We start from the raw sequence: 26,299 nt of genomic DNA, 5'->3' as shown, positions 1-26,299 counted from the left end.
CCATGCACCTGCTCAGGACCCAGCCCGGCGGTTTCGTGTCGGATGACAACATTGCCGACCTTGGACAAACCCCCGCCGAGCTGGTGATCCTGTGCAGCGGTGATTCCAGCCTCGCGCTGCTCGCCGAAGCGGCGCAGCAACTGCCCGAGGATTACCCGAGCGTGCGGCTGGCCAACCCGATGCAGGTGCAGAACCATGCGTCGGTCGACCTGTACGTCGATGAAGTGCTGCGTCACGCCAAGGTCATTCTGATTTCGCTGCACGGCGGCATCGCGTATTGGCGTTATGGCGTCGAGCGGCTGGTCGAGCTGTCCGAGCGTGGCGTGCAGGTGATTCTGGTGCCGGGCGATGACCGGCCCGACCCGGAACTCAGTGACTTGAGCACCGTGGGCGTCGAGGATCGCGACCGGCTCTGGCAGTTTTTGCGTCAGGGCGGCATGGGCAATGCGCTGGACTTTTTCCGTTGCCTGGCCAATCGCTGGCTGGCGCGGGATTACGTGTGGGGCGAGCCGCAGACGCTGCCGCGCACGGCGATTTACCACCCGAATAAAAGCACCGCCGCACTGAGTGACTGGCAAGCCGACTGGCTGCCCGGTCAACCGGTCGCGGCGGTGTTGTTTTATCGCTCGCATTTGCAAGCGGCGAACACGGCGTTTATCGACGTGTTCTGCCAACGGTTACAGGCTGCCGGACTCAATCCGCTGCCGATCGCCGTGGCCAGTTTGAAAGAGCCCGGCTGCCTGTCGGTGGTCGAGGACTGGCTGGATGAGGTCGAGGCCTCGGTGATTTTGAACACCACCGGTTTCGCCCAGTCCAGCCCGGAAGCGCCGCATCTGCGGCCGTTCCGTCGCAACATTCCGGTGATTCAGGCGATCTGCGCCCAGGACAACGAGCCCGGCTGGCGCGAGAGCGAGCAGGGCCTCGGTCCGCGGGATCTGGCGATGCACATTGCATTGCCGGAGCTTGATGGCCGGATCATCAGCCGGCCGATCAGCTTCAAGGATCTGGCCTGGCGCAGCGAGCGCAGTCAGTCCGACGTGGTGTGTTATCGGGCCCAGCCCGAGCGCATGGATTTCGTCGCCGAACTGGCGCGGCGCTGGGTCGATCTGGCGCGGGTGCCGAACGCTGAAAAGCGCATCGCCCTGATCCTTGCCAACTACCCGACCCGGGACGGACGCATCGGCAACGGCGTCGGCCTCGACACGCCGGCTGCCGCGCTGAATATCCTGCGAGCGTTGCAGGCTGAAGGTTATCCGTTGCCGGCCGAACTGCCGGACAGCGGCACCGAACTGATCCAGCAATTGCTCGGCGGCGTCAGCAATGACCTCGACACCCTCGATCAGCGCCCGTGCCAGCAAAGCCTGGCGATGGACGATTACCTCGCGATGTTCAACGCATTGCCAGAAGCCAATCGCGCAGCGGTGCTGGAGCGCTGGGGTTCGCCGCAAAACGATCCGATGTGCCGTGACGGGCGAATGATGATCGCCGGCCTGCGGTTTGGCCTGACCTTCGTCGGGATTCAACCGGCGCGGGGTTATCAGGTCGATCCGAGCGCGGTGTATCACGACCCGGATCTGGTGCCGCCGCACGCGTACCTCGCGTTCTATTTCTGGCTGCGCCAGACCTACGGCGCTCACGGCGTGATTCATGTCGGCAAGCACGGCAACCTCGAATGGCTGCCGGGCAAAGGCGTGGGTCTGTCGGAGAACTGCTGGCCGGACGCATTGCTCGGGCCGCTGCCGAATATCTACCCGTTTATCGTCAACGATCCGGGCGAGGGTGCTCAGGCCAAGCGTCGCACTCAAGCGGTGATCATCGACCACTTGATGCCGCCGCTGACCCGTGCCGAAACCTACGGTCCGCTGCGCAATCTGGAACTGTTGGCGGACGAGTATTACGAAGCTCAGTTGCTCGATCCGCGCCGTGCCCGGGAGTTGCAGCGCGACATTCTGCAACTGGTGCGTGACACGCAGATTGATCGCGAATTGCAGCTGGACGAAGGCCTCGACAGCGATGCCGATGCGGCGATCTGGCTGCCGCGTCTGGATACTTATCTGTGTGACTTGAAGGAATCGCAGATCCGCGATGGCTTGCATGTTTTCGGTGAGTCGCCGACCGGGCGTTTGCGCATCGACACCTTGCTCGCGTTGCTGCGGATTCCGCGTGGCGATGGCAAGGGTGCGCAATCGAGTCTGTTGCGGGCGTTGGCCAAAGCGTTTCAGTTGGGGTTCGATCCGCTGGATTGTGCACTTGCCGACCCCTGGACTGGCCTGCGCCCAATGGAACTGCAATCGCTGAGCGATGAAGTCTGGCGCACGGCGGGAGATACCCGCGAGCGCCTGGAGCTGTTCGCCACCCAGTTGATCTCCCAGTCACTGCCATCCCCCTGTGGGAGCGAGCCTGCTCGCGATAGCGGTGGGTCATTCAAAACGGAATGGCCTGACCTGACGCCATCGCGAGCAGGCTCGCTCCCACAGGAGCCGCGCTGGGTTGAAGTCAGCGCGATCATTGAGAACCTGCGCGAAGTGATCGCCCCGCGTCTGGACGCCTGCGGCCCGGCCGAAATGCACGGCTTGCTTGATGCCCTCAGCGGCCGTTTCGTCCCGGCCGGCCCGAGCGGAGCGCCAAGTCGCGGCCGCCTCGACGTGCTGCCAACCGGGCGCAATTTCTATTCGGTGGACGTGCGTAATCTCCCAACCACCACGGCCTGGCGAATCGGCTTCCAGTCGGCAACCCTGATTCTCGAGCGGCACCTGCAGGATCACGGCGATCACCTGCGCCAGCTCGGCCTGTCGGTCTGGGGCACCGCGACCATGCGCACCGGCGGTGACGACATCGCCCAGGCCATGGCGCTGATGGGTGTGCGTCCGGTGTGGGCCACCGGCAGTCAGCGGGTCGATGATTTCGAGATTCTGCCGCTGAGCCTGCTCGACCGACCTCGGGTGGATGTCACGTTGCGGGTCTCCGGATTTTTCCGCGATGCGTTCGCCAACCTGATCCGCCTGTTCGACGCTGCCGTACAAGCCGTGGCGGAACTGGACGAGCCGGACGATCTCAATCCGCTGGCCGCCAAAGTGCGTGCCGAGCGTGAGGCGCTGCGCCAGTCCGGGCTGGATGAAGAGGCTGCCCGACGTCAGGCCGGCTGGCGGATCTTCGGTGCCAAACCCGGCGCTTATGGCGCGGGCGTGCAGGGCGCCATCGATGGTCGACTCTGGCAAACCCGCGAGGATCTGGCCGAGGTCTACCTGAACTGGGGCGCCTACGCTTACGGCGGTTCCGATGAGGGCACCGCCGCCCGCGAGCAATTCGTCCAGCGCCTGAGCCAGGTGCAGGCCGTGCTGCAAAACCAGGACAACCGCGAGCATGACCTGCTCGATTCCAACGACTATTACCAGTTCCAGGGCGGCATGCTCGCCGCTGTGGAAAGTCTGCGCGGCGAGGTGGCGGCCAGTTATCACGGCGATCACAGTCAGCCGGATCTGCCGAAGATCCGCACCTTGAAGGAAGAGCTGAACCGTGTCATCCGCTCCAGGGCGGCGAATCCGAAATGGATCGACGGGGTCAAGCGCCACGGCTATAAAGGCGCGTTCGAACTGGCGGCGACAGTCGATAACCTGTTTGCCTTCGACGCCACCACGCAACTGATCGACGATCACCAGTACGCCTTGCTGGCCGATGCGTATCTGCTGGACCCGGCGACCCGCGACTTTGTGCGCGAGCATAATCCCCACGCGCTGCGCGACATGACCGAACGCATGCTCGAAGCACAGCAGCGCGGGATGTGGCAGGAACCGGGCGCCTACAAAGAGGCCCTGGAAAACCTGCTGCTGGACATAGAAGAAGAGAGCTGAGACTGAACATGACCGACACCCCGCATTTCCCGCTCTCCGCCGTGGTCGGCGCCGATGACTTGAAACTGGCGCTGTACCTGACAGCCATCGACCCGAAGATCGGCGGCGTGCTGATCGAAGGCCCGCGCGGCATGGCCAAGTCGACGCTGGCCCGGGGTCTGGCGGATCTGTTGGCCAGTGGTCAGTTCGTCACCTTGCCGTTGGGGGCGACGGAAGAGCGGCTGGTCGGCACGCTGGATCTGGACGCGGCATTGAGCGACGGTCGTGCGCAGTTTTCTCCGGGTGTGCTGGCCAAGGCTGACGGCGGTGTGTTGTACGTCGATGAAGTGAATCTGCTGCCGGATCATCTGGTGGATCTGCTGCTTGATGTGGCTGCCAGCGGCACCAACCTGATCGAGCGTGACGGGATTTCCCATCGGCATTCGGCGAAGTTCGTATTGATCGGCACGATGAACCCGGAAGAGGGTGAGTTGCGTCCGCAATTGCTGGATCGGTTCGGCCTCAACGTCGCCCTGAGCGGTCATACGGCGCCGGCCGAGCGCGGGCAGATCATTCGTCGTCGGCTGGATTTCGACAGCGATCCGCAGGCGTTCTGTGCGCAGTGGGAGGCTGAGCAGCAAGCTCTGCGTCAGCGCTGCGAGAACGCCCGCAAGGTTTTACCGGGTATCCCGCTGGATGACGCGGCGTTGGCGCAGATCACCGAGCGCTGCTTCGCGGCAGGCGTCGACGGTTTGCGCGCCGATCTGGTCTGGCTGCGTGCGGCGCGGGCTCATGCGGCGTGGCGTGGCGCGGAAGCCATCGCCGAGCAGGACATCGATGCGGTGGCTGAATTTGCACTGCGTCATCGTCGCCGCGAACAGTCTTCATCCCCTGCGCAGCCACCGGCGCAATCGCCATCCGGCACTAACGCCGAACCGAGCGAAGGGCAGGGGCAGTGGGGCGAAATGCCGGCGCCGGCACTCTCGACCGGTGCTCGCCGCGAAGTGCCTGTCTGGCCAAAAAAGCCCTAGGCATTCGCCCCCGATCCGAAGCGGGGGCGAATGCCAGACCCCGCGCCGGACGCCTCGATAACGGTCGCCAGGGCAAGCGTCACGCGGCTCGCAGTGGCTCGGTGAACTGGCCCGGAACCTTGCTCAATGGCCGTCCGAAAACCAGAGCGGATCTGCTGTTTCAACTGCGCACCCGCACGCCCCATGAACTGTGGCTGGTGATCGTCGACGCCTCCGCTTCGACCCGTCGCCATCAGGCATTGAGTGATGCCAAGGGCGTACTCGCGCAACTGTTCGACGACGCTTACCGGCAGCGCGCACGGCTTGCATTGTTGACCGCGAGCGGCGCTGCGCCGAAATGGCAGGTGCAGGGGCTGAAGGCCTCCAGCGGGTTACGCGCGTGGCTCGATGGCTTGGGCGCGGGAGGCGGCACGCCTCTGTTGGCAGCGCTGACGGAAGCCGGGCATTGGCTGGCGGTGCGGCGCAAGCGTTTCCCCGCCGAACAGCACCGGTTGCTGGTGATCACCGATGGCCGATTGAAAGACTGTCCGGAACTGCCCGGGCTCGCGTGCCCGGGCCTGTTGATCGATATCGAGCGCGGGCCGATTCGCCTGGGCCGCGCGAAACAATTGGCGACAGCACTGGACGCCGATTACCGGCATATCGACGAGTTGTTGTCGGTCTGAGAGCTATGCTGCAGTAAGGCCAAATCACAGGGAGTGAATCATGCGCGTACTGGTCGCCAATCCGCAGGACGATTTTCGCGTCAAGGCCTACGCCGGCACCAACGGCGTGCTGCTCGCCATGGACCTCGCCGAACCCCGCCGCAAAGGTCTGCTGGGGTTTGCCATCGAAAAGCAGCAGGGCGACAAGCCGTGGCTGTTCCTGTTCAACAGCCTGACTTTTCCCGGCAAGGTTCACACCTTCCCGCAGTTTCACGCCACGCCGAGCGACAAGGCGCCGCTGCAGAAATTTCGCTGGGCCGATTACGCGGTCAATCCCGGCATGACGATTCACTATCGCGTGCACCTGGCGTATGGCACGCCGGATGTGCCGCAACTCGGTGAAGCGCTGGAACTGACAATCCGCTCCGACGACGGTCATCCCGCCAACCAGGGCGTGATCTTCAACCGCGCCGTGGCCGCCAGTCAGGCGTTTCAGCGCAAATTTCCCAATCTCGACGCACAGATCAGCGCCAACAAAAACATGCCCATCGAAGCCTGGCCCGATGCAGCGCGTCAGTGGCTGGAGAACGGTCTGCTCGGGCGCCTGCAAGGGTTTATCGAGCGTGCAGTCGACGGCCAGTGGGCGCTGGACATCGCGATCTACGAATACCAGTTGCAAGCCATCATCGACACGGTGAACGCGGCGTTCGATCGAGGTGTTCAGGTGCGCGTGCTGTATCACGCCCGGCCCGACGACGAAGACACGACGATCAACGAAGCGAGCCTTGCGAAACTGCCGTCGACGAGCAAACGCGGGCGGGTCACTCACAACATTTTCCATAACAAGTTCATCGTCCTCAGCCGCCTGGACGGAGGCGGTGAGCGCCAGCCGCAAGCGGTGCTGTGCGGCAGCACCAACTTCACCGCCAACGGCGTGTACCGCCAGGCCAACGTGGTACATGTGCTGGACGATTCGGCGGTCAGCGCGAGTTACCTGAAAACCTTCGAACAGATCTGGGCCGAGCCGGCGGACGTCGGCACCACTCGCGACTGGATCACCCAACACAACCCGATGAACCCGGCGCAGCCCTTGTTCGCCGGGTTTTCACCGCGTACCGGCGGCGCCGATCTGCGGGAGTTCGTCGATATCATCGAGGGGGCGAAAAAAGACCTGCTGTTCGTCACCGCATTCGCCTTGCCGGACGCGATTCTCAACGCATTGCTCGGCCAGCCCCACGACGACATCCTGCGTTACGGCCTGCAAAACACCGTCAGCCGCATCACCGGGTTTCACGCCGACCGAACTGCCGAATTCGCCGCCACCGCGTTGCTCAACACCGGGCTGGAAGGCTGGCTGCGGGAGAACATGAAGGGCCAGAAAGGCAACCTGCTGGTGCACACCAAAGCGGTGGTCACCGACTTCACCAGCGACAGCCCGACCCTCATCAGCGGCAGCCACAACCTCAGTTCCTCGGCCAGCAACGGCAATGACGAGAACTACCTGATCATTCGCGGCGACACCGATCTGGCGGACCGTTATGGCCTGGAACTGCTGCGGTTCTACGAGCATTACCGTTTTCGCTACTTCGCGAAGAAACTGGCGTTGAAGCAGGTACAGCCGTTGGCGGCGGATGACAGCTGGACCAACGACTACTACGTCGAGGACGATCTGCGCCAATTGTCTCGCCTGCGATTTGCCGGGCGTTAGCGAGGGCGAGAGGGCTTATACCTTTTCACCGAATTCTTTCTCAGGTTGCTCATATGAGCCGGAGTAGGTCATGGATAACAAAATAGAGAGTTCGATACGGCCTGACGAGAGCTTGCAAAAGCGCGACGAGAACTCGAAAAGACCAGACGAAAGTTCAACTGACTCGCGTCAAACGGATCCGTTACAGGGGCAGCGTTCAAGGCAGCGTATCCCGCCAGAAAATCTTTTTCGGTCATCAGAAACCAAGCAAACCGTACGTGAAAAGTCCAACGCAGCATCAAATGAAACCTCCGTGCAATCAGAGATCCCCCAACAAGACCCACCACTTCAGGTACCCAAAGAGGTAGTGGAGATGGCACGGGCCTTTGAATCAGCCCAGGAAAAGCGGATCAACCCTTCGGCTAGCACATCCATAGCGATTACTCAGAACGATGACCCATGGGCAACTGATCTGGACGATCGCCTGGGTGCAAACGATGAGGCGAAAGCGTTTGCACGCCTGGCCGTTGCCAAGGATTTCACGCCTCCGCTGGCGATTGGATTGTTTGGTAACTGGGGCAGCGGAAAGTCGTTCTTCATGCGGCTGATCTATCAACACATCGAGCGTTTGAGCCAAGGCAAACCGACTGCCCAAGCCCCTGAGTCAGGTTCGGAGGCATTTCATACGGATGTCGTACAGATTCGATTCAATGCCTGGCATTACGCGGAGACCAACCTGTGGGCCAGTCTTGTCAGTCACTTGTTCATCGAACTGGATCGCTGGTACATAAAGCACAATCCCGAGGTACGTGACCCTTTGCTCGAGCATTTGTCGACTTCTCGAATGTTGACGATGGATGCTGCTCAGGAACTGGTACGTCGCCGCCGTGAGCAGCGCGCTGCCGCAGAGCAACTGCTCAAGGCTCGTAATGAACTGGAGGAGGCTCATGCAAAAACAGTTACTTCGCCCTTGCTCTATCTTGAAACATTGAGTGAGATTCTCGGCGCCGATGCTCCAGCCAAAGAGGTTCAAGCGGCAAAAACCGAGATGGCGAACGCTGCCAGATTACTTGGAATCGATACTTTGGCTGATAGCGTCAAGGATTTTCAGAGCATATCCAGTGCATTAGGTAACGAGGCTGGAAAAGCCAGGTTGCTGGCCACCGGTTACAAGTCTCAACTGCTGAATTGGTGGAGCGTAGGGGCATTCGCCACGCTCATTCTGGCGTTGCCATGGCTCGCGACAGGGCTGACATTGCTAAAAAACCAGTTTCCTTCACTGGAAAGTCTGCATGAGGGCTTGATTCTGTCGAGTTTTGCAGTGGTGGCGGTGACGACTCGTCTGCGCTACATCTGGGATACGGCTCGCGCGGCATTGAAACAACTGGAAGCCGGCAAGAAGGCCCTGGATAAAGTCATCAAGAGCGAGCTTGCCGATAAGGAAAAGTCGTTTGAGGCCGCGCGCGAAGGGTTGGCCAGGATGAATGCTTGCGTCGAAGAGGCCAAGGCATTGGTGCAGGTCACCAGCGAGCAATTGGCTTTGGCTAACCACGATTTCTCTCAAGGTACAGGGGCCGGTCGCCTGAAAAAATTTGTTCGTGCCCGCGCGACTGACGGGGCCTACGCGCAGCACTTGGGACTGATCGCTACCGTACGCAAGGACTTCGAAGAGCTGGCCTTTAATGTGGCCGAAGCGGGCAGCCTGAGGGAGTCCGTCGAGGCGGAACGTGAGGCATTTGCTGCGAAAATGAAGGAGTTTCTGAAGGAGAACAAAACGTTGCTGGATGATGAGGACATTGCGAAGTTAGAAGCAACGGCAGAGCAATCTGAAACTGACGTTCAATCATTCAAACGCATTGTGCTCTATATCGATGATCTGGATCGGTGCTCGCCGGATAAAGTTGTAGAAGTCTTGCAGGCGGTGCATCTGTTACTGACGTTCCCGTTGTTCGTGGTGATGGTTGCCGTCGATGTGCGCTGGGTACGCAAGGCATTGCTTCAACATTATCCGGAATTGATGGGTGAAGTCGGAGAACAACAGACAGCATCGGTATCTGACTATCTGGAGAAGATTTTCCAGATTCCCTATTGGATGCGTCCAATGGACAAGGCGTCCAGTGCGCAGTTCTTGAATGGACGGCTGGAAAGAATGAAAGGTGCCGAGTCCGTGAAACCGATAGGCTCGATACTCGATGGCCATGCCAGAGTGAACGTTCCCGACGTTGAAGATGTTACTGCCCAGGCACTGCACATCACGCCAGGTGAGACCGACGCATTGCAAAAGCTTGCGCCCTGCATTGGTCCGTCCCCCCGACGTGCGCTTCGTTTCCTGAACGTCTATCGCTTGATCAAGGCCAGCCTCAAAACTGAAGACATCAAGGCGCTGGACGTCGGTGAATACAAGGTTCTGCTGACTCTGTTGGCGATTGCAATGGGAACTCCGGTTTGTTTTTCACAAGTGCTGAAGTCCCTAGCGAATACGTCGGGCAGTTGCGCGATGAGCGACATCAAATCGCTGACTCTTTACAAACAAACGGATGAATTCCGAGCCGAATACAAACGTTTTGGTGAAATTCTGGATATCTACACAGGGATGGTTTCGAAACAGAAAGGTGGATCGAAGTATCGAGTCGAAAAATACACGGGCATCATCCAACGTTACTCGTTTGATGGCTAATCCATAGCGAATCAGCCGTTCGCCTTAAATGGCTCATCAGTATCAGGCAGACATCGCCTGTCTGTACTGACGGGTCCGGCGGCTGAGGTACAAGCGGTCGCGGATCAGCGCCCAGAGTGCCGACACCTCGGGTTTGGGCTGGCGGCCACGGCTCAGGCGGGCCATCTGGAAGCGCACCACGGCCATGTTCGCCAGCGCGGCCCGCGGTTTGCGTTTCCAGCGGATCGGCGGCAGTTGCGGCTCACTGTTGCGGCCTTCGCGCCAGTGCTTGACCAGGCTCGGCTCGATGGCGAGTGCAGTGGCGATGCCGGCCATGGCGATGCCGCTGTCGAGCACTTGTTCGACCACGGGCAAGCGGCGGATACCGCCGGTGACCATCACCGGCATGCGCGCGACGCTGGCCAGTTCCGTGGCCATTTCCAGAAAGAACGCCTCACGGGCAAGGGTGCGTCCGTCACGCGCTTCGCCTTGCATTGCTGGCGCTTCGTAGCTGCCGCCGGACAGTTCCAGCAGGTCGATGGGTTGCTCGTTGAGCCATTCGATCACCTGACGCGCGTCGTCGGTGTCGAAGCCGCCGCGCTGGAAGTCCGCCGAATTGAGCTTCACCGTCACGCAAAACTGCGGCGATACCGCTTGGCGGATGGCCTCGATCACCGACAGCAGCAGACGCGCACGGTTTTCCAGCGAGCCACCCCAGCGGTCGGTGCGGCGATTGGTCAGCGGCGAGAGAAACTGACTGAGCAGGTAGCCGTGAGCAGCGTGAATCTGCACGCCGGTGAATCCGGCTTTTTCGGCGAGCGCGGCGCTTTTGGCGAAACGTTGAATGACTTCTTCGATATCGTCCTCGGTCATTGGCTTGGGCTCGGCGAACAGTTTCGAGAACGAGCCCATTTCCAATGCCACCGCCGACGGCGCCAGCGCTTGCTGGCCCATGTTGGCGAAGGTCTGACGTCCGGGGTGATTGAGTTGGACCCAGACCTGCGCGCCGCCGCTGCGGGCGATTTCGGCCCATTGGAGGAAACGCTCCAGATGCCGCTCGTCTTCGAGTACCACGCCACCGGGCCCGGTCATGGCACGGCGGTCAATCATCACGTTACCGGTCAACAGCAACCCGGCACCGCCGTCGGCCCAGGCCTGATAAAGGCGGAACAGTTCGCGCGAAGGTGCCTGGTCACGGTCCGCGAGGTTTTCTTCCATCGCGGCTTTGGCTATACGGTTGCCGACGGTCTGACCGTTGGGCAGATTCAAAATCTGGAAGGGCGACATTGCTTGACTCCTCATCAGTGATGGAGAGAGGCTAAGCTTAAAGTTAACTTTAATGTCAAGCGGGCGAATCGAGGCTGAAATGAAAATCGGTGAATTGGCGCAGCAGAGCGGGTTGAGCGCTTCGAGTATTCGTTTTTATGAGGCTCAGGGACTGATTCCCAAAGTGGAGCGCCAGGGCAATGGTTACCGACGTTACCCGCCACAAGTGCTGCAGACCCTGAACATCATCCGCAGCGCCCAGCAGGCCGGCTTTTCCCTGGAAGAACTCAAACAGTTGTTGCCGGCTGCCGGAACCGGTGAATTCAAGCACGATGAGCTGGTGGCAGGCCTGACCCGAAAGGTAGAGCAGATCGAAGTCATGCAGCAGCATCTGGCCCAGAGCAAGGCGCGGTTGCTGGAGGTGATCGACAACATTCAGTCCAAGCCCGAAGGCATGAGCTGCGGTGCCAATGCAGACCGCGTGTTGTCGATGCTTTACCCGTAAAAGTCCGGAGATGTCTGCGGCGTACAGATTTTGAAATGATTTCCAGCTGTAGGAAAAGTCATCTGAGCCTGTACGCTTCAAGGCCTTTTTTCATTCAGGATTTGCATGAACACCCTCTCGGAGCCTCCCAGTTCTATTCCAGAAACCCCGTTCCCCTCGCGCCACGGCGCGGTCTTGACGCACTCGCAACATCCAGTCTTCCGACTACCGACTATCGTTGATGGCGCAGCCTTCGAGCTTTCGCGCCGCACTTTGCCGTGTCTGGCAGCCTGAATTCACTGACGAGAGATAGAGACAGATTATGGAATGGTTAGCGGATCCCACGGCATGGTTGGGCTTGTTGACACTGATCGTGCTGGAACTGGTACTGGGTATCGACAACCTGGTGTTCATCGCGATCCTGGCGGACAAACTGCCGCCGCATCAGCGCGACCGCGCACGCATCATCGGCTTGAGCCTGGCGCTGATCATGCGTCTTGGCCTGCTGGCGAGTATTTCCTGGCTGGTTACCCTCACGGCACCGTTGTTCGAAGTGTTCGGCAAGAGCTTCTCCGGCCGTGACCTGATCATGCTGTTCGGTGGTGTGTTCCTGTTGTTCAAGGCGACCATGGAGTTGCACGAACGCCTGGAAGGCCATATCGGCGAGCGTTCGACCAACACCGCTTATGCGCTGTTCTGGCCGATCGTGGCGCAGATCGTCGTGCTCGACGCGGTGTTCTCCCTGGACGCGGTGATTACGGCCGTGGGCATGGTCGATGAACTGGCGGTGATGATGATCGCGGTGGTCGTGTCCATCGGTGTGATGATCGTGGCCAGCAAGCCGCTGACCCGCTTCGTCAACGCCCACCCGACGGTGATCATGCTGTGTCTGGGCTTCCTGATGATGATCGGTTTTGCCCTGACGGCCGAAGGCCTGGGCTTCCACATTCCGAAAGGTTATCTGTACGCCGCCATTGGTTTCTCGATCCTGATCGAAATCTTCAACCAGATCGCCCGCGCTCGTCGCAAGCGCTCGATGCAGGGCTTGCGCCCGATGCGTGAACGCACGGCTCATGCGGTGATGCGTCTGTTGGGTGGTCGCAAACTGGCGGTGGAAGAGGTCGGCGAGGAAATTTCCGACTTGCTGGACAACGGTGAAGCGCCGAGCGCGGAGCTGTTCGACCGTCGCGAGCGGGTGATGATCAGCGGCGTGCTGCAATTGGCCGAACGACCGATTCGCGCCTTGATGACGGTACGTGCCGATGTCGATCACATTGATCTGGCCGACGACGCCGAGGCTATTCGTACGCGATTGATGCATTCGTCCTACTCGCGCTTGCCGTTGATTCGTAACGGCGCGGTGGATGAGCCACTGGGCTTTGTGCACAAGAAGGAACTGCTCAAGGAATACCTGGCCGGCAACGAGCCGAACCTTGAACACCTGGCGCGCAAGACCGTCAATCTGCTGGACAGTTATTCGATTCTCAACGCACTGGAACAAATGCGTGCGGCCTCGACCCACATTGCCTTTGTGGTCAATGAATTCGGTGATTTTGTTGGTGTATTGACCATGACCGACATTCTCGAATCGATTGCCGGCGAACTGCCGGACGCCAGCGAAATCGCCGGCCCCGACGTGGTCGAGGAGCAGGGCGGGTTCATCGTCAACGGTGCATTGAACCTGACCCGCATCCGCGAGCACACCGGTTTTCGCGCCGAGCCGACCGAGGATTACCAGACCCTCGCCGGGCTGGTGATGAGCCTGCTGGATCGCCTGCCGATGAAGGGCGATCGACTGGAACATGAAGGTTGGGGCATGACCGTGATGGCGGTCGAAGAACGTCGCGTGACGCGGGTGCTGCTGGTGCGTGAGGCCTGACGGCCTCACTGATGAAAAGTGTACCGGTCCTTGCCGGTATGCTTTGACTCGTACAACGCTTCATCGGCCTTGATCAGGGCCTGATTGAGGGTGTCGCCATCTTCGACCCGGGCCAGACCGATGCTGATGGTCACCGGGTGCTGGGTCGGTTGCTCACGCACCACCCGGCACAATTCCCCGGCCAGCGCCTCGACATCCTCGCGGCGCACACCGGCCAGATAGATTGCAAACTCCTCACCGCCCAACCGTGCGTACTCGAAACGTGACATCACGGTTTTGATGTCCGCCGCGATGCGCTTGAGCACCTCATCGCCGATGTCGTGGCCGTACACATCATTCACTTTCTTGAAGTTGTCGATGTCGATCATCGCTAGGTAATGGTCGTGCTCGCGCGGCACGGCTTGCAGGGTTTTTCCGGCGCGGGTCATGAACGAGCGACGGTTGGGGATTTCGGTGAGGGTGTCGTTGTAGGCCTGGTCCAGCAACAGCTTGGACATGATGTAGTTGTAGAGCTTGGCCTCGCGCAGCTTCAAAAACGTATAGATCGTCAACCCGCAGAGAAACACGGCGTACGCGATGGTCATCACGCCTTTGAGTTCGAAAAGGCCGACTTCGGTACCAAAAAACGGATTGAGCACCAGCCAGATCACCCCTTGCGAGGTGTAAAACGACCAGCGGCTGATGGGCAGAACCGAAATGCTGTAAAGCATGCTCGAGGCGCCCAGCACCAGCCACGCAGGTTGAAAACTGGCGGGCAGGCCGTCGATCAGCAGTCGCACGCCAACGGTCATGGCAACGACGAACAGGATGTTCAGGATGTCGAAATGGGCGGCTTTTCGCGTGAACAGCAGAATGACCGCCTGAATCGAAAACACCGTCAGAAACACCATCGATCGCCAGGTAAAACCTTGCCCGCCCAGAAAACTGACGATCAAATCGAAGACAATCCAGACACTGATGCTTGCCAGATAAATCAGCAGGCAGAACCTGTGCAGCCGCTCGAATTCATGCTGGATGAACTCGCTCCATAGCTCGGCAGGCGCGGTCTTCTTCAGGACTTCGTCTTCAATGGTTTTGTACATTGCTGCCCGGATGCCTGCGTTGGTTATCGAGGATGACCGAGCCCCACGGCCGATAGCGCAGGGAAAACACCGCGTTCTGATGGCAGCCGGTCGAGGTCGCATCCGGGTTGGCCGGTTCGGCACGGAAGGGCTCGCCCTCGCGGCTGACCTGTCGGAAGGCCTCGCGCACGATCCCCACGGAGCAGGGCAGTGCACTGGCGTAACCGTTGCGCACCAGTGGTGACAAACGACCGGTGCCTGCGCCGTCCTGCCACCAGACCTGCGCACCGGCCGCCGTCAATTCGCCCAGCCATTGACCGTTGACCGCCGGGGCCAGCTTGCCGGCACTGAAGGCGCTGACATGCAGCGGTGCATCCAGCTTCGCGGCGAAGTCCTTCAACTGACGCTCAAGCGTGGCCCGTCGATCTGCTGCCAGAAAGTGCAGGTCGTCCAGTTCCAGCGGCAGATACCAGCCGCTGACCGGCAGCTTCCAGTCCTGGCGCAGCTTCTGCTGCTGAGCCAGTGACTGACCCAGTTGTGCCTGCCAGTAAGCGCCGAGGCCGGCGCTGTCCAGTTCATCGATGCGCTTGTAGTAGGCCGGGTCCATCGCCAGGCCGAGCACCAGTTGCAGACCTTGTCGTTGAGCGAGTTTCAGGCTGTTGGCGAGCCAGCCATTGGCGCCGCCGAAGTCCGAGTCGCCATAGGCCGTCCACTGCACGATCACGGTTCGCGTGCCTTGTTTCGCGGTGTCTTGCCAGACTTTCTGCCACTGCGCCTGAGTCAGGCCGGCATCGACATTCAGCGGCTGATAGAAGACACGCTCATCGGCCTTGGCGACAGTGGCACTCATCAGTAGGCACAAACACAACATCCATCGAGCCATCAGAAATTCCACTCCACGCCCAGCAGTACACCGTTGCCGCCTTCATACAGATTGCCGCCCAGCGACTGTTGATATTCGGTGCGAACCGTCAGTTTCGAGCGGTAGGCGTTGTAGCGATCCTCGTCGTACCACCATTGCCAGCGCAGACCGACACCGGTGCGCAGGTCCTGGCGCCAGTCGTTGCTCGGGTCCTGGCTGGCAAACTCGAGGAAGCCGTAAGGCATGATCGTCTGGGCTCCGCTGAACGGCAGTTTCCAGGCGTGACCTTGCTGGAAGCGCGACAGCCACTGGTGATCGCCGGCCTTGGTCCACCAGGCCGCGTCGAGGTAAAGGAAACGCTCGTCCCATTCGTTTTCGTCGACCCGCCAGTCATTGCGGTACTTGCCCTGATCAAGGAACGAAGCGGTGGCGCGCAGCAGGTAGTCGGTGCTGGTGCGACCGAAGCGATCGTAGTCGTGACCCTGATCCCAGACTTTCACCGGGCTGAACAACTGTCCCAGGCGCATGCCGCCGCTGCCATCGTCGCTGACACCGGTTTGCTTGTAGATTTCCGCATACAGGTTGACGTTGGCCGTGCCCCACGGTTTGTAGCGCAGGCCGACGCCGGTAGCGAAGGTTTCGCCATAGCTGGAGCGACCTTGGCCACCGAACAACAGCCGGCCGTAAACCGACAGCGTACTGCCGGCCCGACTCGGTTCTTCACCCAGCGCGTGATCCCACATCGCGACCTGGACGTTCTGCGAGCGGGTCACTCGTTTGCTGCCTTCACTGTCATCCGGGCGCAGGAAGTCGTTGGTCGAAACTCCGGCCGGTGACCAGGTGCTGGCGACGGTGAAACTGTCACGCCGTGACAAGGTTTCATGGGCGCGGCGCTGACGATAACGGCGGGCCTCCATGCTGCCGTCTTCGTCATCGGCCGCCACCGGGTTCTGCTCCAGATCGATCACCCGGCGCAGTTCCTTGCGTGCGGAGGCGCTATCTTCGGTTTCGTCGTAGCGCCAGGCCAGGGTTTCGCCGAGGCGGTAATCCTCGGGGAAATCCCGGGTCGCCTGTTGCAGATACGGAATCGCCGTGGCGCGCTCTTCGCGGGTTTCGGCACCGGACAGACGCATGCCGTAGTCGGCGCGATAACGCGGGTTGTTCGGCTCGCGGCGTACCGCTTCGGCCAGCCACGCGGTGCTTTGTGGCAAGTCTCCGGCCTTTTGCGCGGTGACCGACGCGGCGTAGAATTGTCCGGCATCCGGTGCCTGTTGCAGGGCCTGCCGCTGACGTTGCAGTGCCTGGGCGTGATCACCCCGCGCGTCGGCGATGGCTGCGCCGAGGGCCCACTCATTGGCGCCGCGAGTGGTGCTTTGTTGCCAGTAGGTTTCTGCGGTCTGGCTGTCACCAACATTCAGGGCGCTGCGACTGGCTGTCAGACGCGCGTTGTCGCTGAGTTCGGCGGTCGGGATGCTGCGCCAGATCGTCAGTGCACCGGCAGAATCACCGGCCGCTTCCAGGGCATAGGCCAGCGGCAGACGACTGCCGCGATCACCGAGTTTTTCAGCCTGCTGGTAATAGACGACGGCTTCACCCGGGCGATCAGGCATGGCGCAGCGACCGAGCGCGCGGTAATCGCCCGCCGCTTGCGCGTGGCTGCCGATGGCTTGCTGCACGGCGTCGCACTGGCCGGTCTCCGCGAGTTGCGCGAGCAGTTGGCCGCGCGTGGCGCCGTCCACCCGGTTGAGCAGCAGCGCCATGCGCCGCTGTTGCTCTGGTGTCGTTGTTGGCGCAGCGGCATACAAACCGGCCAGGCGCTGCAACGCCGTCGCTGGCAAACGCCCGTCATGGCGATCGAACGCAGATTCCAGCAACTGTTGAGCGTGCGCGTGATCGCCGGCATTTACCGCCAGGTAAGTGGCCTGATTGAGCGAGGAAAGATTGCCGGTTTGCCGGTAATGCAGTTCCCACAGGGTTTCCGCTTCGATCATTCGCCCCATGCGCTGCGTCAGCTCCGCCCGGCGCTTGACGATATCGGGCGTCTGCTTCTGACCGGCCAGCCAGGCGTTGACCTCGGCGCTGCGACCTTGCTTCTGCCAGATGTCGAGCACCTGCGTTTGCCGACGGCTATCCCAAGGCTCCGGTAGACGGGTACTTTGCAATTGATCCGTGGCTTGCAGGCGCTGGGCGAGTACCAGCCAGGTCTGAGGATCGTCCGTCGGTGTACAGCTGCGCAGTTGCTTGAGCGCCGCTTCCGGATCCTGGCGCGACAGCCATTCGGCGGTTTCCAGGCAAGGCCGTTGCAAATCGTTGCTCAGGCGCTGCACGGTGGGCACGTCTTCGGTCTTGCGCGCCAGTTCCCACAAACGTTGACGTTGCGCCGGGTCGGCGAGGTCGCTCGCCGGTAGCGACTGCATCCAGCGTAGGGCCTGTTGCTCGTGGCCCATGGCGATGGCGCGGTCGACCATCGCCAGGCGAATGTTGCGCGCGGCCTCGGGACTCGGCGCCTGTTGCAGCAGTTGCTGCAGCGGCTTTTCATCGAGGCGTTGCACATACGCGTTGGCCAGCCGTTGCCAGCCTTCGGCGTCCAGTTGTTTGCGTGCGGCCAGCGGCGCCAGTTGGTCGATGCTGCCGCTCCAGTCGCGCAGTTGCTCCGACCAGTTGGCGCGGGCCAGGCGCAGGATGTTGTCGTCACCCTTGGGCGCCAGTTGTGCCAGCCAGTCATGGGCCTTGGCCGCGCCGCCGAACTTGGCCAGGCTCAGGCTGTAAGCCTGCCACAGACGCACGCGGTCATTCAGATTGCTGGTGGCCATCCAGCTTTCAACTTGCGTGCTGGTTGGCGGATCCTGTTCGATCCAGGTCAGGCGCAGGTCGAGCAGGGCTTCGCTGTTGTCCGGCAACGCTTGCAGCGCTTCCTTGTAACGACGTTGCTTGGCCAGGGACTCTACCAACAGCGCCCGGGCCTCGTCGTTTTTCGGGACCTTTTCCAGCAAGTGACGCATCAGTCGTTCGACTTCTTTCCAGTTGCCCTTTTTCGCCTCGCGATAGCTGCGGTCCATGTAGGGGTAGCTGCGGAACTGTTCGAAGTCGCTCAGCGGTGCCGCTTGCAGCGGATACGCGGTGCTCAGGCCCAGCAAAAGGCTGCCCATCAGCAGGGTTTGACGATGCACAGGCTTCATGCGACCTCCCGGACGATGCGGTAGGCGGCTTGCTGTTCGCTGGCCTGATCGGCCAGGGCCTGTTCCAGTACTTCCGGGGTAATCATGCCCCGGGAAATCAAATGCTCGCCGAGTGACATGTGCTCGGCATCGAAGTCGATCAGCGCCTGATTGAACAGGGTCGGCGGCACCATGCCGCGCACCTGCAACAGATTGCCCAGCAGCACCTGATGGCGGCTGACCCGTTCCAGCAGGGCCTCATCGTCCTGATGGCGCTCAAGCACTTCGAGCATATGACGCACTTCCTCATTCTGGCGGGGGCTGGCGTACCAGTAGCGAATCCCCAATGTGACGCGGCCCTGTGGTGCGAGACGGCTGCGCACCGGGCGTTTCAATTGACGGCTGATGGCGCCCAGCGAGACCTGGCTGACCGGGCCTTCGGAGGCCAGAATCAGGGTGTCGCCTTCTTCGGCCACCGGCAAAATGCCGTAGTGGGAGGCGACCCGGCGCGGTACGGCATCGATCAGACGTTTGTCGAGCTTGAACGGATTGAGTGGCGCCCATTCCAGATCCAGTTGCTCGGCGAGGGTTTGAACCAGCTGAGTGCTGTCGATGTACTCACGCAGCAACAGTTCGCGGCCCAGTCGACGGCGCACGGGGCTGGTGATCGCCGCTTCCAGCTGTTCTTCGGTAAGCAGGCCTTTTTCCACCAGTCGATGGCCGAGCGGAGTACGTTGCGCCGTGGTCAGCGCCGGGAATTCGTGGGTAGTCTTGTCCCAGGCCACGCGCCGTGAATCGCCCATTTCCATGACCTGACGCAGGGCACGCAGGTTGGCGAAGAAGTTGACGAAGTTGCTCCACATCATGCGCGGCGCCGACAGTAGACCTTCAACCAATCCGTAGTAACGAGTGACGAACCAGCCGCGCTGGAACAGGCGGTTGAGCAGCATCAGGCCGTTGAGCCACAACAGCACCGAGAGCAGCGAGCTGTCGGCGAGGATCGAGGGATAGCGCCACGAGTCCGGGGAAATGATCGTCACCGCCCACATCGCCAGCAGCACCAGGAACAGCAGGTTCACCAGAAAGCTCAGCAGGTAGGCGATCAGCCCGCGACGGTCGCGCCACAGGAAGTAGTTGAGCAGGCCCTTGCGGCTCCAGCCGAGGTTCTTGGTGCCCTGGAACACGATGCCGACAATCCACCGCGATTTCTGCCGAATTGCGTGTTGCAAGTCGCGGGGAAAGTGCTCGCGCACGCAGATCACCTGGGAGAATTCGCGGTTCATGCCGAACACCCAGGGTTGCTCCAGCGCCAGTTTCGGATCGCTGACCGAATAACGGGCGAAGATGCATTTCATGCCTTTCTGCTTGAGGCGGAAACCGATGTCGTAATCCTCGGTGAGACTCTGCACATCGAAGGCAATGCCGTCGCCGTCTTCCAGCAGGGCGCTGATGGCCTTACGGCTGAAGCAGGTGCCGACGCCGGCGCTGGGCACCTGGCCGGTGAGGGCTTCGCGGACGATAACGTCCTTGCCGTGGTTTTCCGCGAACTCATCGACGTAATGCCCAGCGGTGAAGCCTTTCCACTCCGGCGCGTAGGGGTAGACCGGAATCTGGATCAGGTCCTTGTTGGGCAACAGGTAGTTGTAGAGGCGCAATTCCATCGGCGAAATCACGTCTTCGGCGTCGTGCAGGATGAACCCGGCGAACTGGATTTTCGCCTCGCTCTCGAAGCGCAGGATCGCGTCGATGATGTTGTTCAGGCAGTCGGCCTTGCTGGTCGGGCCAGGGCGGGCGCACACCACTTTGTGCACGTTGGGGTAGTGCTGGCAAACCGCGTCGACATCAGCTTGGGTTTCGGCGTCGTTGGGGTAGGTGCCGACGAAAATCTGATAGTTCTCGTAGTCGATGGTCGAGGCGGCCAGACGCGCCATTTCGCCAACCACGCCGACCTCGTTCCACGCCGGCACCATGATTGCCAGCGGCTTCTCGGGAATCGAATACAGACGCTCCTCGTCGGCACGCTTGAATTTCTCGTAGATCCGCCAGCGCCGGATGAACTTGCGGCTCCAGTAGACGAGGTCGATGAACAGGTCATCGAGCCCGAGGATGAACATCAGCAGGGCGAGGGCAATCGCCACATATTTGAGACCGAACAGCACATACGCGAAGAAATCGACCCAACCCAGACTCATACCCCTTTACCCGCCGCCGAGCGTGCGCTCAGCCAGGCGTGGAGGCGGGTGGCGATCAGTTCGCTGGCGTGACCGTCGCCATAGGGGAAGTGCACGCGGCTCATGCGCGCGTAGGTGTCCGGGTCGTCCAGCAGTTGGCGGGCTTCCTTGACGATGCGCGCCTTGTCGGTGCCCACCAGCAGCATGGTGCCGCTCTCGAGCACGGAAGGCCGTTCGGTGACGTCGCGCAGTACCAGCAGCGGTTTGCCGATCGCCGGGGCTTCCTCCTGGACGCCGCCGGAGTCAGTCAGGATGAAGTGCGCGCGGCCCATCAGCCAGACGAAATTCGGATAGTCCTGCGGTGGCACCAGATAGATATTGGGTTTGTCGGCCAGCATGCCGTACACCACCTCCTGCACCAGCGGATTGAGGTGCACCGGATAAACGAATTGCACGTCCGGGTATTGCTCGGCCAATTCGGCCAGCGCCTGGCAGATATTGCGGAAACCGTCGCCGAGATTTTCCCGTCGATGGCTGGTGACCAGAATCATCCGGCGCTGGTCATCCAGCGCCGCGAGGGGCGAATCGGCAGGCGGATGCCAATCGATTTCCTGCTGGTGCTTGCGCATCCACAGCAAGGCATCGATCACGGTGTTGCCGGTGATTTCAATGTTGTCTTCAGGTACGCCTTCGCGCAGCAGATTGGCGGCGGACTTGGAGGTCGGCGGGAAATGCAGGTCGGTAATCACGCCGGTCAGGCGTCGATTTGCTTCCTCGGGCCAGGGCGCCCGCAGGTTGCCGGTACGCAAACCGGCTTCGACATGACCAATGGGCAACTGGCGATTGAAGGCGGCGAGGGCGGCGATGAAACTGGTGGTGGTATCGCCGTGAACCAGCACGATGTCCGGTTTGACCCGCTCGTAGGCCTGATCGAGCTGGGCGAGCAGATGCTGCGACAGACCGTTCAGGGTCTGGCCCTGGGTCATGACTTGCAGGTCTTCGTCGACCGTCAGTTCGAACGCATCCAGCACCTGAGTGAGCATCTCGCGATGCTGGCCGGTGGAACAGATGTTGAGTGTGATGTCGGGCCACTGACGCAGAACCCGGGCCAGCGGGGCCATTTTGATGGCCTCCGGGCGAGTACCGAAAACCATCATGACATTAAAGGACATTGACCCCTCCTGGGACGAAGCAAGGCTGCGACCAGAGGGCCGGCAGCACTTGTCTCTTTCTGAGAAACAAAGAAAAGCAGCCGGATGGGAGCTTGTCCAATCCGGCCTCGAGGCTAGTTGTTACAGATCAATTGGAACGACGGTGCCATTACCTGATGGCTCTTAGGTGGCACTTTCAGGAAAAGTTCAATCGTTTTGCGCGGGGGATGGTGCAGAGGGTGCTGAGGGTGTGGCGAAGCCAGTTCAGGTCATGGGTCGGTTTGCGCGGTGCAACACAGTGTCTGGTTTTGCCAAGGAATTGGGTGAAGTCCTGCAGGAGGGATTCTTCCGAACCGATGCCTTTCAGTTTTTTAACCAGAACGCCTTCCTTGTAGAACAACACCGTCGGCGTGCCCGAGACCTCCGGATTCCGACAACACTGTGCTGTATCGAGCATGAAGATATCCATCCAGGGCCGAAAGGGCTTGGCTATCTCGAGAAAAACGGGGCTGGAAAACACGCAGGCACCGCAGTGCTCGTTGAAGAAATACAGGACGACAAGACGCCTGGCTTTCAAGACTTTCCGGTACGTCGGGGGCAACGCTGAATATCGAGTCGGTGTCGTCATTGGAGCCTCCTTTATTCGATGTGCGGGACAGTGCGACGTTAGGGGCGCTGCGACCGTTACCGCAACTGTCAGAGTTGACAGGTGCAGCCCGCGCCCAATCGTGCATCGCGCACCAGAATGTGGCCCGGCTACCCGCCATGTGTGGCGCAAAGTAGCGAGGCGCGGAATCACTTTTGGTTACACCGATCCGCGGGTTACCTCCATCTCTTTGATTCAAAACAAATTTCAATCCATTGCAGATTCCCCGCGAATCCTGTGGCACACTTTCTGCTGTCTATTCCGTAGTAACAAACCGTGTTCCGTTATAGCGGAATAAACAATCCTCTGGAGTGCTTGCCATGCATCGCCGACCTTCCTTGTTCAAAGCGTGTGTTTTTGTTCTCGCGGCTTCGTCCGCTGTCATGGGTATGGCCCAGGCGGCCGACAGCAAGCTCGACAGCGTCCTGGCTCGTGGAAAGCTGATTGTGGGCACCGGCAGCACCAATGCGCCGTGGCACTTCCAGGGCGCGGACGGCAAGTTGCAGGGCTTTGATATCGACATCGCGCGGATCGTGGCCAAAGGTCTGTTCAATGATCCGAGCAAGGTCGAGTTCGTGGTGCAGTCGTCCGATGCGCGGATTCCCAACCTGCTGACTGACAAAGTCGACATGAGCTGCCAGTTCATCACCGTCACCGCCAGCCGTGCGCAGCAAGTGGCGTTCACCCTGCCGTACTACCGCGAAGGCGTCGGCCTGCTGCTGCCGAACAACAGCAAGTACAAGGAAATCGAAGACCTGCAGGCCGGTGGTGACGGCGTGACCGTCGCGGTGCTGCAGAACGTGTACGCCGAGGAGCTGGTGCATCAGGCGCTGCCCAAGGCCAAGGTCGATCAGTACGACAGCGTCGATCTGATGTATCAGGCGGTGAACTCCGGTCGTGCCGATGCCGCCGCCACCGACCAGTCTTCGGTCAAATATCTGATGGTGCAGAACCCTGGCCGCTACCGCAGCCCGACGTATGCCTGGAGCCCGCAGACCTACGCGTGCGCCGTCAAACGTGGCGATCAGGACTGGCTGAACTTCGTCAACACCGCTCTACATGAAGCCATGACCGGCGTGGAGTTCCCGACTTATGCCGCGTCGTTCAAGCAATGGTTCGGCGTCGATCTGCCATCGCCTGCAATCGGTTTCCCTGTCGAATTCAAATGATCCCGTGAGAGTGGGGCGCCCTGATGCGCCCCGCTCAAGGTACTGCCGACCATGAACTATCAGTTGAACTTTGCCGCCGTGTGGCGCGACTTCGACACCTTGCTGGCGGGGCTCGGTCTGGGTCTTGAACTGGCGCTGGTGTCGATCGCCATCGGCTGCGTGATCGGCCTGCTGATGGCGTTTGCCTTGCTGTCCAGGCATCGCGCCTTGCGGGTGCTGGCATCGGTGTATGTGACGGTGATCCGTAACACGCCGATTCTGGTGTTGATTCTGTTGATCTACTTTGCGTTGCCGAGCCTGGGGATCCGGCTGGACAAGATCCCGTCGTTCATCATCACCCTGTCGCTGTATGCCGGGGCGTACCTGACCGAAGTGTTCCGCGGCGGTTTGTTGAGCATCCCCAAGGGCCAGCGCGAAGCGGGGTTGGCGATTGGTCTCGGCGAGTGGCAGGTGAAGGCCTACGTCACCGTGCCGGTGATGTTGCGCAACGTGCTGCCGGCGTTGTCGAACAACTTCATTTCGCTGTTCAAGGACACCTCGCTGGCCGCCGCGATCGCGGTGCCGGAGCTGACCTATTACGCGCGCAAGATCAACGTCGAAAGCTACCGGGTGATCGAAACCTGGCTGGTGACCACGGCGTTGTATGTCGCGGCCTGTTACCTCATTGCCATGCTGCTGCGTTACCTCGAGCAGCGTCTGGCAATCCGCCGATAGGAGGCTGCGATGTACGAATCCCCCAGTTGGTTGCATGAGTTGTGGATTGCCCGCGAAGCCTTGTGGCAAGGCTTTCTGACCAGCGTGCAAGTGTCGGCGCTGGCCATTCTGTTCGGCACGGTCATCGGCGTATTCGCCGGGCTGGTGCTGACCTACGGCAAGTTCTGGATGCGCGCGCCGTTCCGCTTTTATGTCGACCTGATTCGCGGCACGCCGGTGTTCGTGCTGGTGCTGGCGTGCTTCTACATGGCACCGGCGCTCGGTTGGCAGATCAGCGCGTTTCAGGCCGGCGCACTCGGGCTGACACTGTTTTGCGGCTCCCACGTTGCCGAGATCGTGCGCGGTGCATTGCAGGCGTTGCCACGCGGGCAGATGGAAGCTGGCAAAGCCATCGGCCTGACGTTCTATCAGTCCCTCGGTTACGTGCTGTTGCCTCAGGCGTTGCGGCAGATCCTGCCGACCTGGGTCAACTCGTCCACGGAAATCGTCAAGGCCTCGACCTTGCTGTCGGTGATCGGCGTGGCCGAGCTGTTGCTCAGCACCCAGCAGATCATCGCCCGGACGTTCATGACCCTGGAGTTTTACCTGTTCGCCGGTTTTCTGTTCTTCGTCATCAACTACGGCATCGAATTACTCGGCCGGCACATTGAAAAGCGGGTGGCCCTGCCATGACTCAAGCTCAAGTTTCCAACGTCCAGAACGGTCAGCCCCTGCTGGACATCCGTGGCCTGCACAAACAATACGGCGCGGTCGAAGTGCTCAAAGGCGTCGACCTGAGCATGCAGCGCGGCAACGTGGTGACCCTGATCGGCTCCAGCGGCTCGGGCAAGACCACGCTGTTGCGTTGCGTGAACATGCTCGAGGAATTCCAGGGCGGGCAGATCCTGCTCGACGGCGAATCCATCGGCTATGACGAACTCAACGGCAAACGCGTGCGCCACCCGGAAAAAGTCATCGCCCGTCATCGGGCGATGACCGGCATGGCGTTCCAGCAATTCAACCTGTTCCCGCACCTCACCGCGTTGCAGAACGTCACGCTCGGCTTGCTGAAAGTCAAAAAGATGCACAAGGACGAAGCTGTGGTCCTGGCCGAGAAATGGCTGGAGCGAGTCGGCCTGCTGGAGCGGCGCAATCACTTTCCCGGTCAGTTGTCCGGTGGTCAGCAACAGCGCGTGGCGATTGCCCGGGCGATTGCGATGAACCCGAGCCTGATGCTGTTCGACGAAGTCACCTCGGCCCTCGACCCGGAACTGGTCGGCGAAGTGCTGAACGTGATCAAGTGCCTGGCCGAGGACGGCATGACCATGTTGCTGGTGACCCACGAAATGCGTTTTGCCTTCGAGGTCTCGGACAAGATCGTTTTCATGAATCAGGGGCGCATCGAAGAGCAGGGGCCTCCCAAGGAACTGTTCGAGCGTCCTCAATCGCCGCGGCTGGCGGAATTTCTCAAAAGCACGCGGTTCTGACTTTTCACTTTTTCAATCAGGAGAAACACCCATGAGCATTACTCGTTACGGCACCGGCAGCACCGCCGCTGGCGGCCAGCCTCGTCCATTCGCCCGCGCCGTTGAAGCCGATGGCTGGCTGCACGTTTCCGGGCAGGTGCCGGCGGTGGATGGCGAGATCATTGTGGGCGGCATCGTCGAGCAGACGCACCAGACCATGAAGAACCTGATCGCGATTCTCAAAGAGGCCGGTTATGGCCTGGAAGACGTGGTACGCGCCGGCGTGTGGCTGGACGATCCGCGGGATTTCACCAGTTTCAACAAGGTCTTCGGCGAGTACTTCAAGCCCGAACACGCACCGGCCCGGGCCTGTGTGCAGGCGAGCATGATGGTCGACTGCAAGGTCGAGATCGACTGCATTGCGTACAAGAAAAAGGCTTGAGTA

General features: G+C 60.7%; 19 protein-coding genes. 12 read left to right on the top strand and 7 right to left on the bottom strand.

The features are described 5' to 3' along the window. Positions 1-2: 2 nt before the first annotated feature. From cobN to LOY31_RS15935, 5 genes are all read left to right on the top strand, one after another. Positions 3-3,851: a cobaltochelatase subunit CobN gene (gene cobN / locus LOY31_RS15955; RefSeq protein ID WP_258711830.1), complete on the top strand. Its 3,849-nt coding sequence runs from the start codon at positions 3-5 to the stop codon at positions 3,849-3,851. An 8-nt stretch (positions 3,852-3,859) separates the two neighbouring features. Continuing rightward, on the top strand, positions 3,860-4,861 hold the full coding sequence (locus LOY31_RS15950) for an ATP-binding protein (RefSeq protein WP_258711829.1): 1,002 nt from the start codon (positions 3,860-3,862) through the stop codon (positions 4,859-4,861). Further along, positions 4,843-5,526 (top strand): VWA domain-containing protein, encoded by a 684-nt coding sequence (locus LOY31_RS15945; RefSeq protein WP_258713611.1) that lies wholly within the window; start codon positions 4,843-4,845, stop codon positions 5,524-5,526. Before LOY31_RS15950 ends, LOY31_RS15945 begins: the two co-directional genes overlap by 19 nt. A 40-nt stretch (positions 5,527-5,566) precedes the next feature. Next, complete coding sequence (locus tag LOY31_RS15940) at positions 5,567-7,213, top strand: phospholipase D-like domain-containing protein (RefSeq protein ID WP_258711828.1); 1,647 nt, start codon at positions 5,567-5,569, stop codon at positions 7,211-7,213. A 70-nt stretch (positions 7,214-7,283) separates the two neighbouring features. After that, the gene (locus LOY31_RS15935) at positions 7,284-9,869 is read left to right on the top strand and encodes a KAP family NTPase (RefSeq protein WP_258711827.1); all 2,586 of its coding nucleotides are present in this window, start codon (positions 7,284-7,286) and stop codon (positions 9,867-9,869) included. A gap of 42 nt (positions 9,870-9,911) precedes the next feature. Here LOY31_RS15935 and LOY31_RS15930 read toward each other — a convergent pair whose 3' ends face one another. Continuing rightward, the gene (locus LOY31_RS15930; RefSeq protein ID WP_258711826.1) at positions 9,912-11,135 is read right to left on the bottom strand and encodes an NADH:flavin oxidoreductase/NADH oxidase family protein; all 1,224 of its coding nucleotides are present in this window, start codon (positions 11,133-11,135) and stop codon (positions 9,912-9,914) included. A gap of 79 nt (positions 11,136-11,214) precedes the next feature. On the opposite strand from LOY31_RS15930, the gene LOY31_RS15925 reads away from it, so the two are divergent. Beyond that, complete coding sequence (locus LOY31_RS15925) at positions 11,215-11,619, top strand: MerR family transcriptional regulator (RefSeq protein WP_258711825.1); 405 nt, start codon at positions 11,215-11,217, stop codon at positions 11,617-11,619. Between the two features lie 301 nt (positions 11,620-11,920). Further along, positions 11,921-13,477 carry a TerC family protein gene (locus tag LOY31_RS15920; protein ID WP_179694738.1) on the top strand — a complete coding sequence of 519 codons (1,557 nt, stop codon included), beginning with the start codon at positions 11,921-11,923 and terminating at the stop codon, positions 13,475-13,477. A gap of 5 nt (positions 13,478-13,482) precedes the next feature. On the opposite strand, the gene LOY31_RS15915 is transcribed toward LOY31_RS15920, so the two are convergent. The 6 genes from LOY31_RS15915 to LOY31_RS15890 all read right to left on the bottom strand — a co-directional run bounded on the left by LOY31_RS15915 (position 13,483) and on the right by LOY31_RS15890 (position 22,508). After that, a complete protein-coding gene (locus tag LOY31_RS15915; protein ID WP_258711824.1) occupies positions 13,483-14,559 on the bottom strand; it encodes a GGDEF domain-containing protein in 1,077 nt (358 codons plus the stop codon). Next, a complete protein-coding gene (locus tag LOY31_RS15910; protein ID WP_258711823.1) occupies positions 14,543-15,421 on the bottom strand; it encodes a DUF4434 family protein in 879 nt (292 codons plus the stop codon). The genes LOY31_RS15915 and LOY31_RS15910 overlap by 17 nt, the downstream gene beginning before the upstream one ends. Further along, complete coding sequence (locus tag LOY31_RS15905) at positions 15,421-18,579, bottom strand: NfrA family protein (protein WP_258711822.1); 3,159 nt, start codon at positions 18,577-18,579, stop codon at positions 15,421-15,423. The genes LOY31_RS15910 and LOY31_RS15905 overlap by 1 nt, the downstream gene beginning before the upstream one ends. Continuing rightward, the gene (gene nrfB, locus LOY31_RS15900) at positions 18,576-20,750 is read right to left on the bottom strand and encodes a cyclic di-3',5'-guanylate-activated glycosyltransferase NrfB (RefSeq protein ID WP_258711821.1); all 2,175 of its coding nucleotides are present in this window, start codon (positions 20,748-20,750) and stop codon (positions 18,576-18,578) included. Before nrfB ends, LOY31_RS15905 begins: the two co-directional genes overlap by 4 nt. Further along, positions 20,747-21,901 carry a non-hydrolyzing UDP-N-acetylglucosamine 2-epimerase gene (gene wecB, locus LOY31_RS15895; protein WP_085603273.1) on the bottom strand — a complete coding sequence of 385 codons (1,155 nt, stop codon included), beginning with the start codon at positions 21,899-21,901 and terminating at the stop codon, positions 20,747-20,749. The genes nrfB and wecB overlap by 4 nt, the downstream gene beginning before the upstream one ends. Positions 21,902-22,076: 175 nt before the next feature. Further along, entirely contained in the window at positions 22,077-22,508 is a 432-nt protein-coding gene (locus LOY31_RS15890) for a co-chaperone YbbN (protein ID WP_085603275.1), read from the bottom strand. 338 nt (positions 22,509-22,846) lie between these two features. On the opposite strand from LOY31_RS15890, the gene LOY31_RS15885 reads away from it, so the two are divergent. The 5 genes from LOY31_RS15885 to LOY31_RS15865 are packed head-to-tail and all read left to right on the top strand — an operon-like array spanning position 22,847 to position 26,296. Beyond that, positions 22,847-23,695, top strand: coding sequence for a transporter substrate-binding domain-containing protein (locus tag LOY31_RS15885; RefSeq protein ID WP_085603277.1), 849 nt, complete (start codon positions 22,847-22,849; stop codon positions 23,693-23,695). A 51-nt stretch (positions 23,696-23,746) separates the two neighbouring features. Beyond that, a complete protein-coding gene (locus tag LOY31_RS15880; protein ID WP_007960243.1) occupies positions 23,747-24,409 on the top strand; it encodes an amino acid ABC transporter permease in 663 nt (220 codons plus the stop codon). Positions 24,410-24,418: 9 nt separating this feature from the next. After that, on the top strand, positions 24,419-25,081 hold the full coding sequence (locus LOY31_RS15875; RefSeq protein ID WP_007960241.1) for an amino acid ABC transporter permease: 663 nt from the start codon (positions 24,419-24,421) through the stop codon (positions 25,079-25,081). Further along, positions 25,078-25,875: an amino acid ABC transporter ATP-binding protein gene (locus tag LOY31_RS15870; RefSeq protein WP_258711820.1), complete on the top strand. Its 798-nt coding sequence runs from the start codon at positions 25,078-25,080 to the stop codon at positions 25,873-25,875. The genes LOY31_RS15875 and LOY31_RS15870 overlap by 4 nt, the downstream gene beginning before the upstream one ends. 31 nt (positions 25,876-25,906) lie before the next feature. After that, positions 25,907-26,296 carry a RidA family protein gene (locus tag LOY31_RS15865; RefSeq protein ID WP_258711819.1) on the top strand — a complete coding sequence of 130 codons (390 nt, stop codon included), beginning with the start codon at positions 25,907-25,909 and terminating at the stop codon, positions 26,294-26,296. Positions 26,297-26,299: the final 3 nt, after the last annotated feature.

Origin of the sequence: Pseudomonas sp. B21-021 (genome assembly GCF_024749205.1) — a bacterium.
Lineage (GTDB): Bacteria > Pseudomonadota > Gammaproteobacteria > Pseudomonadales > Pseudomonadaceae > Aquipseudomonas > Aquipseudomonas paraglycinae.
This window is presented reverse-complemented; position numbering and strand designations above follow the sequence as displayed.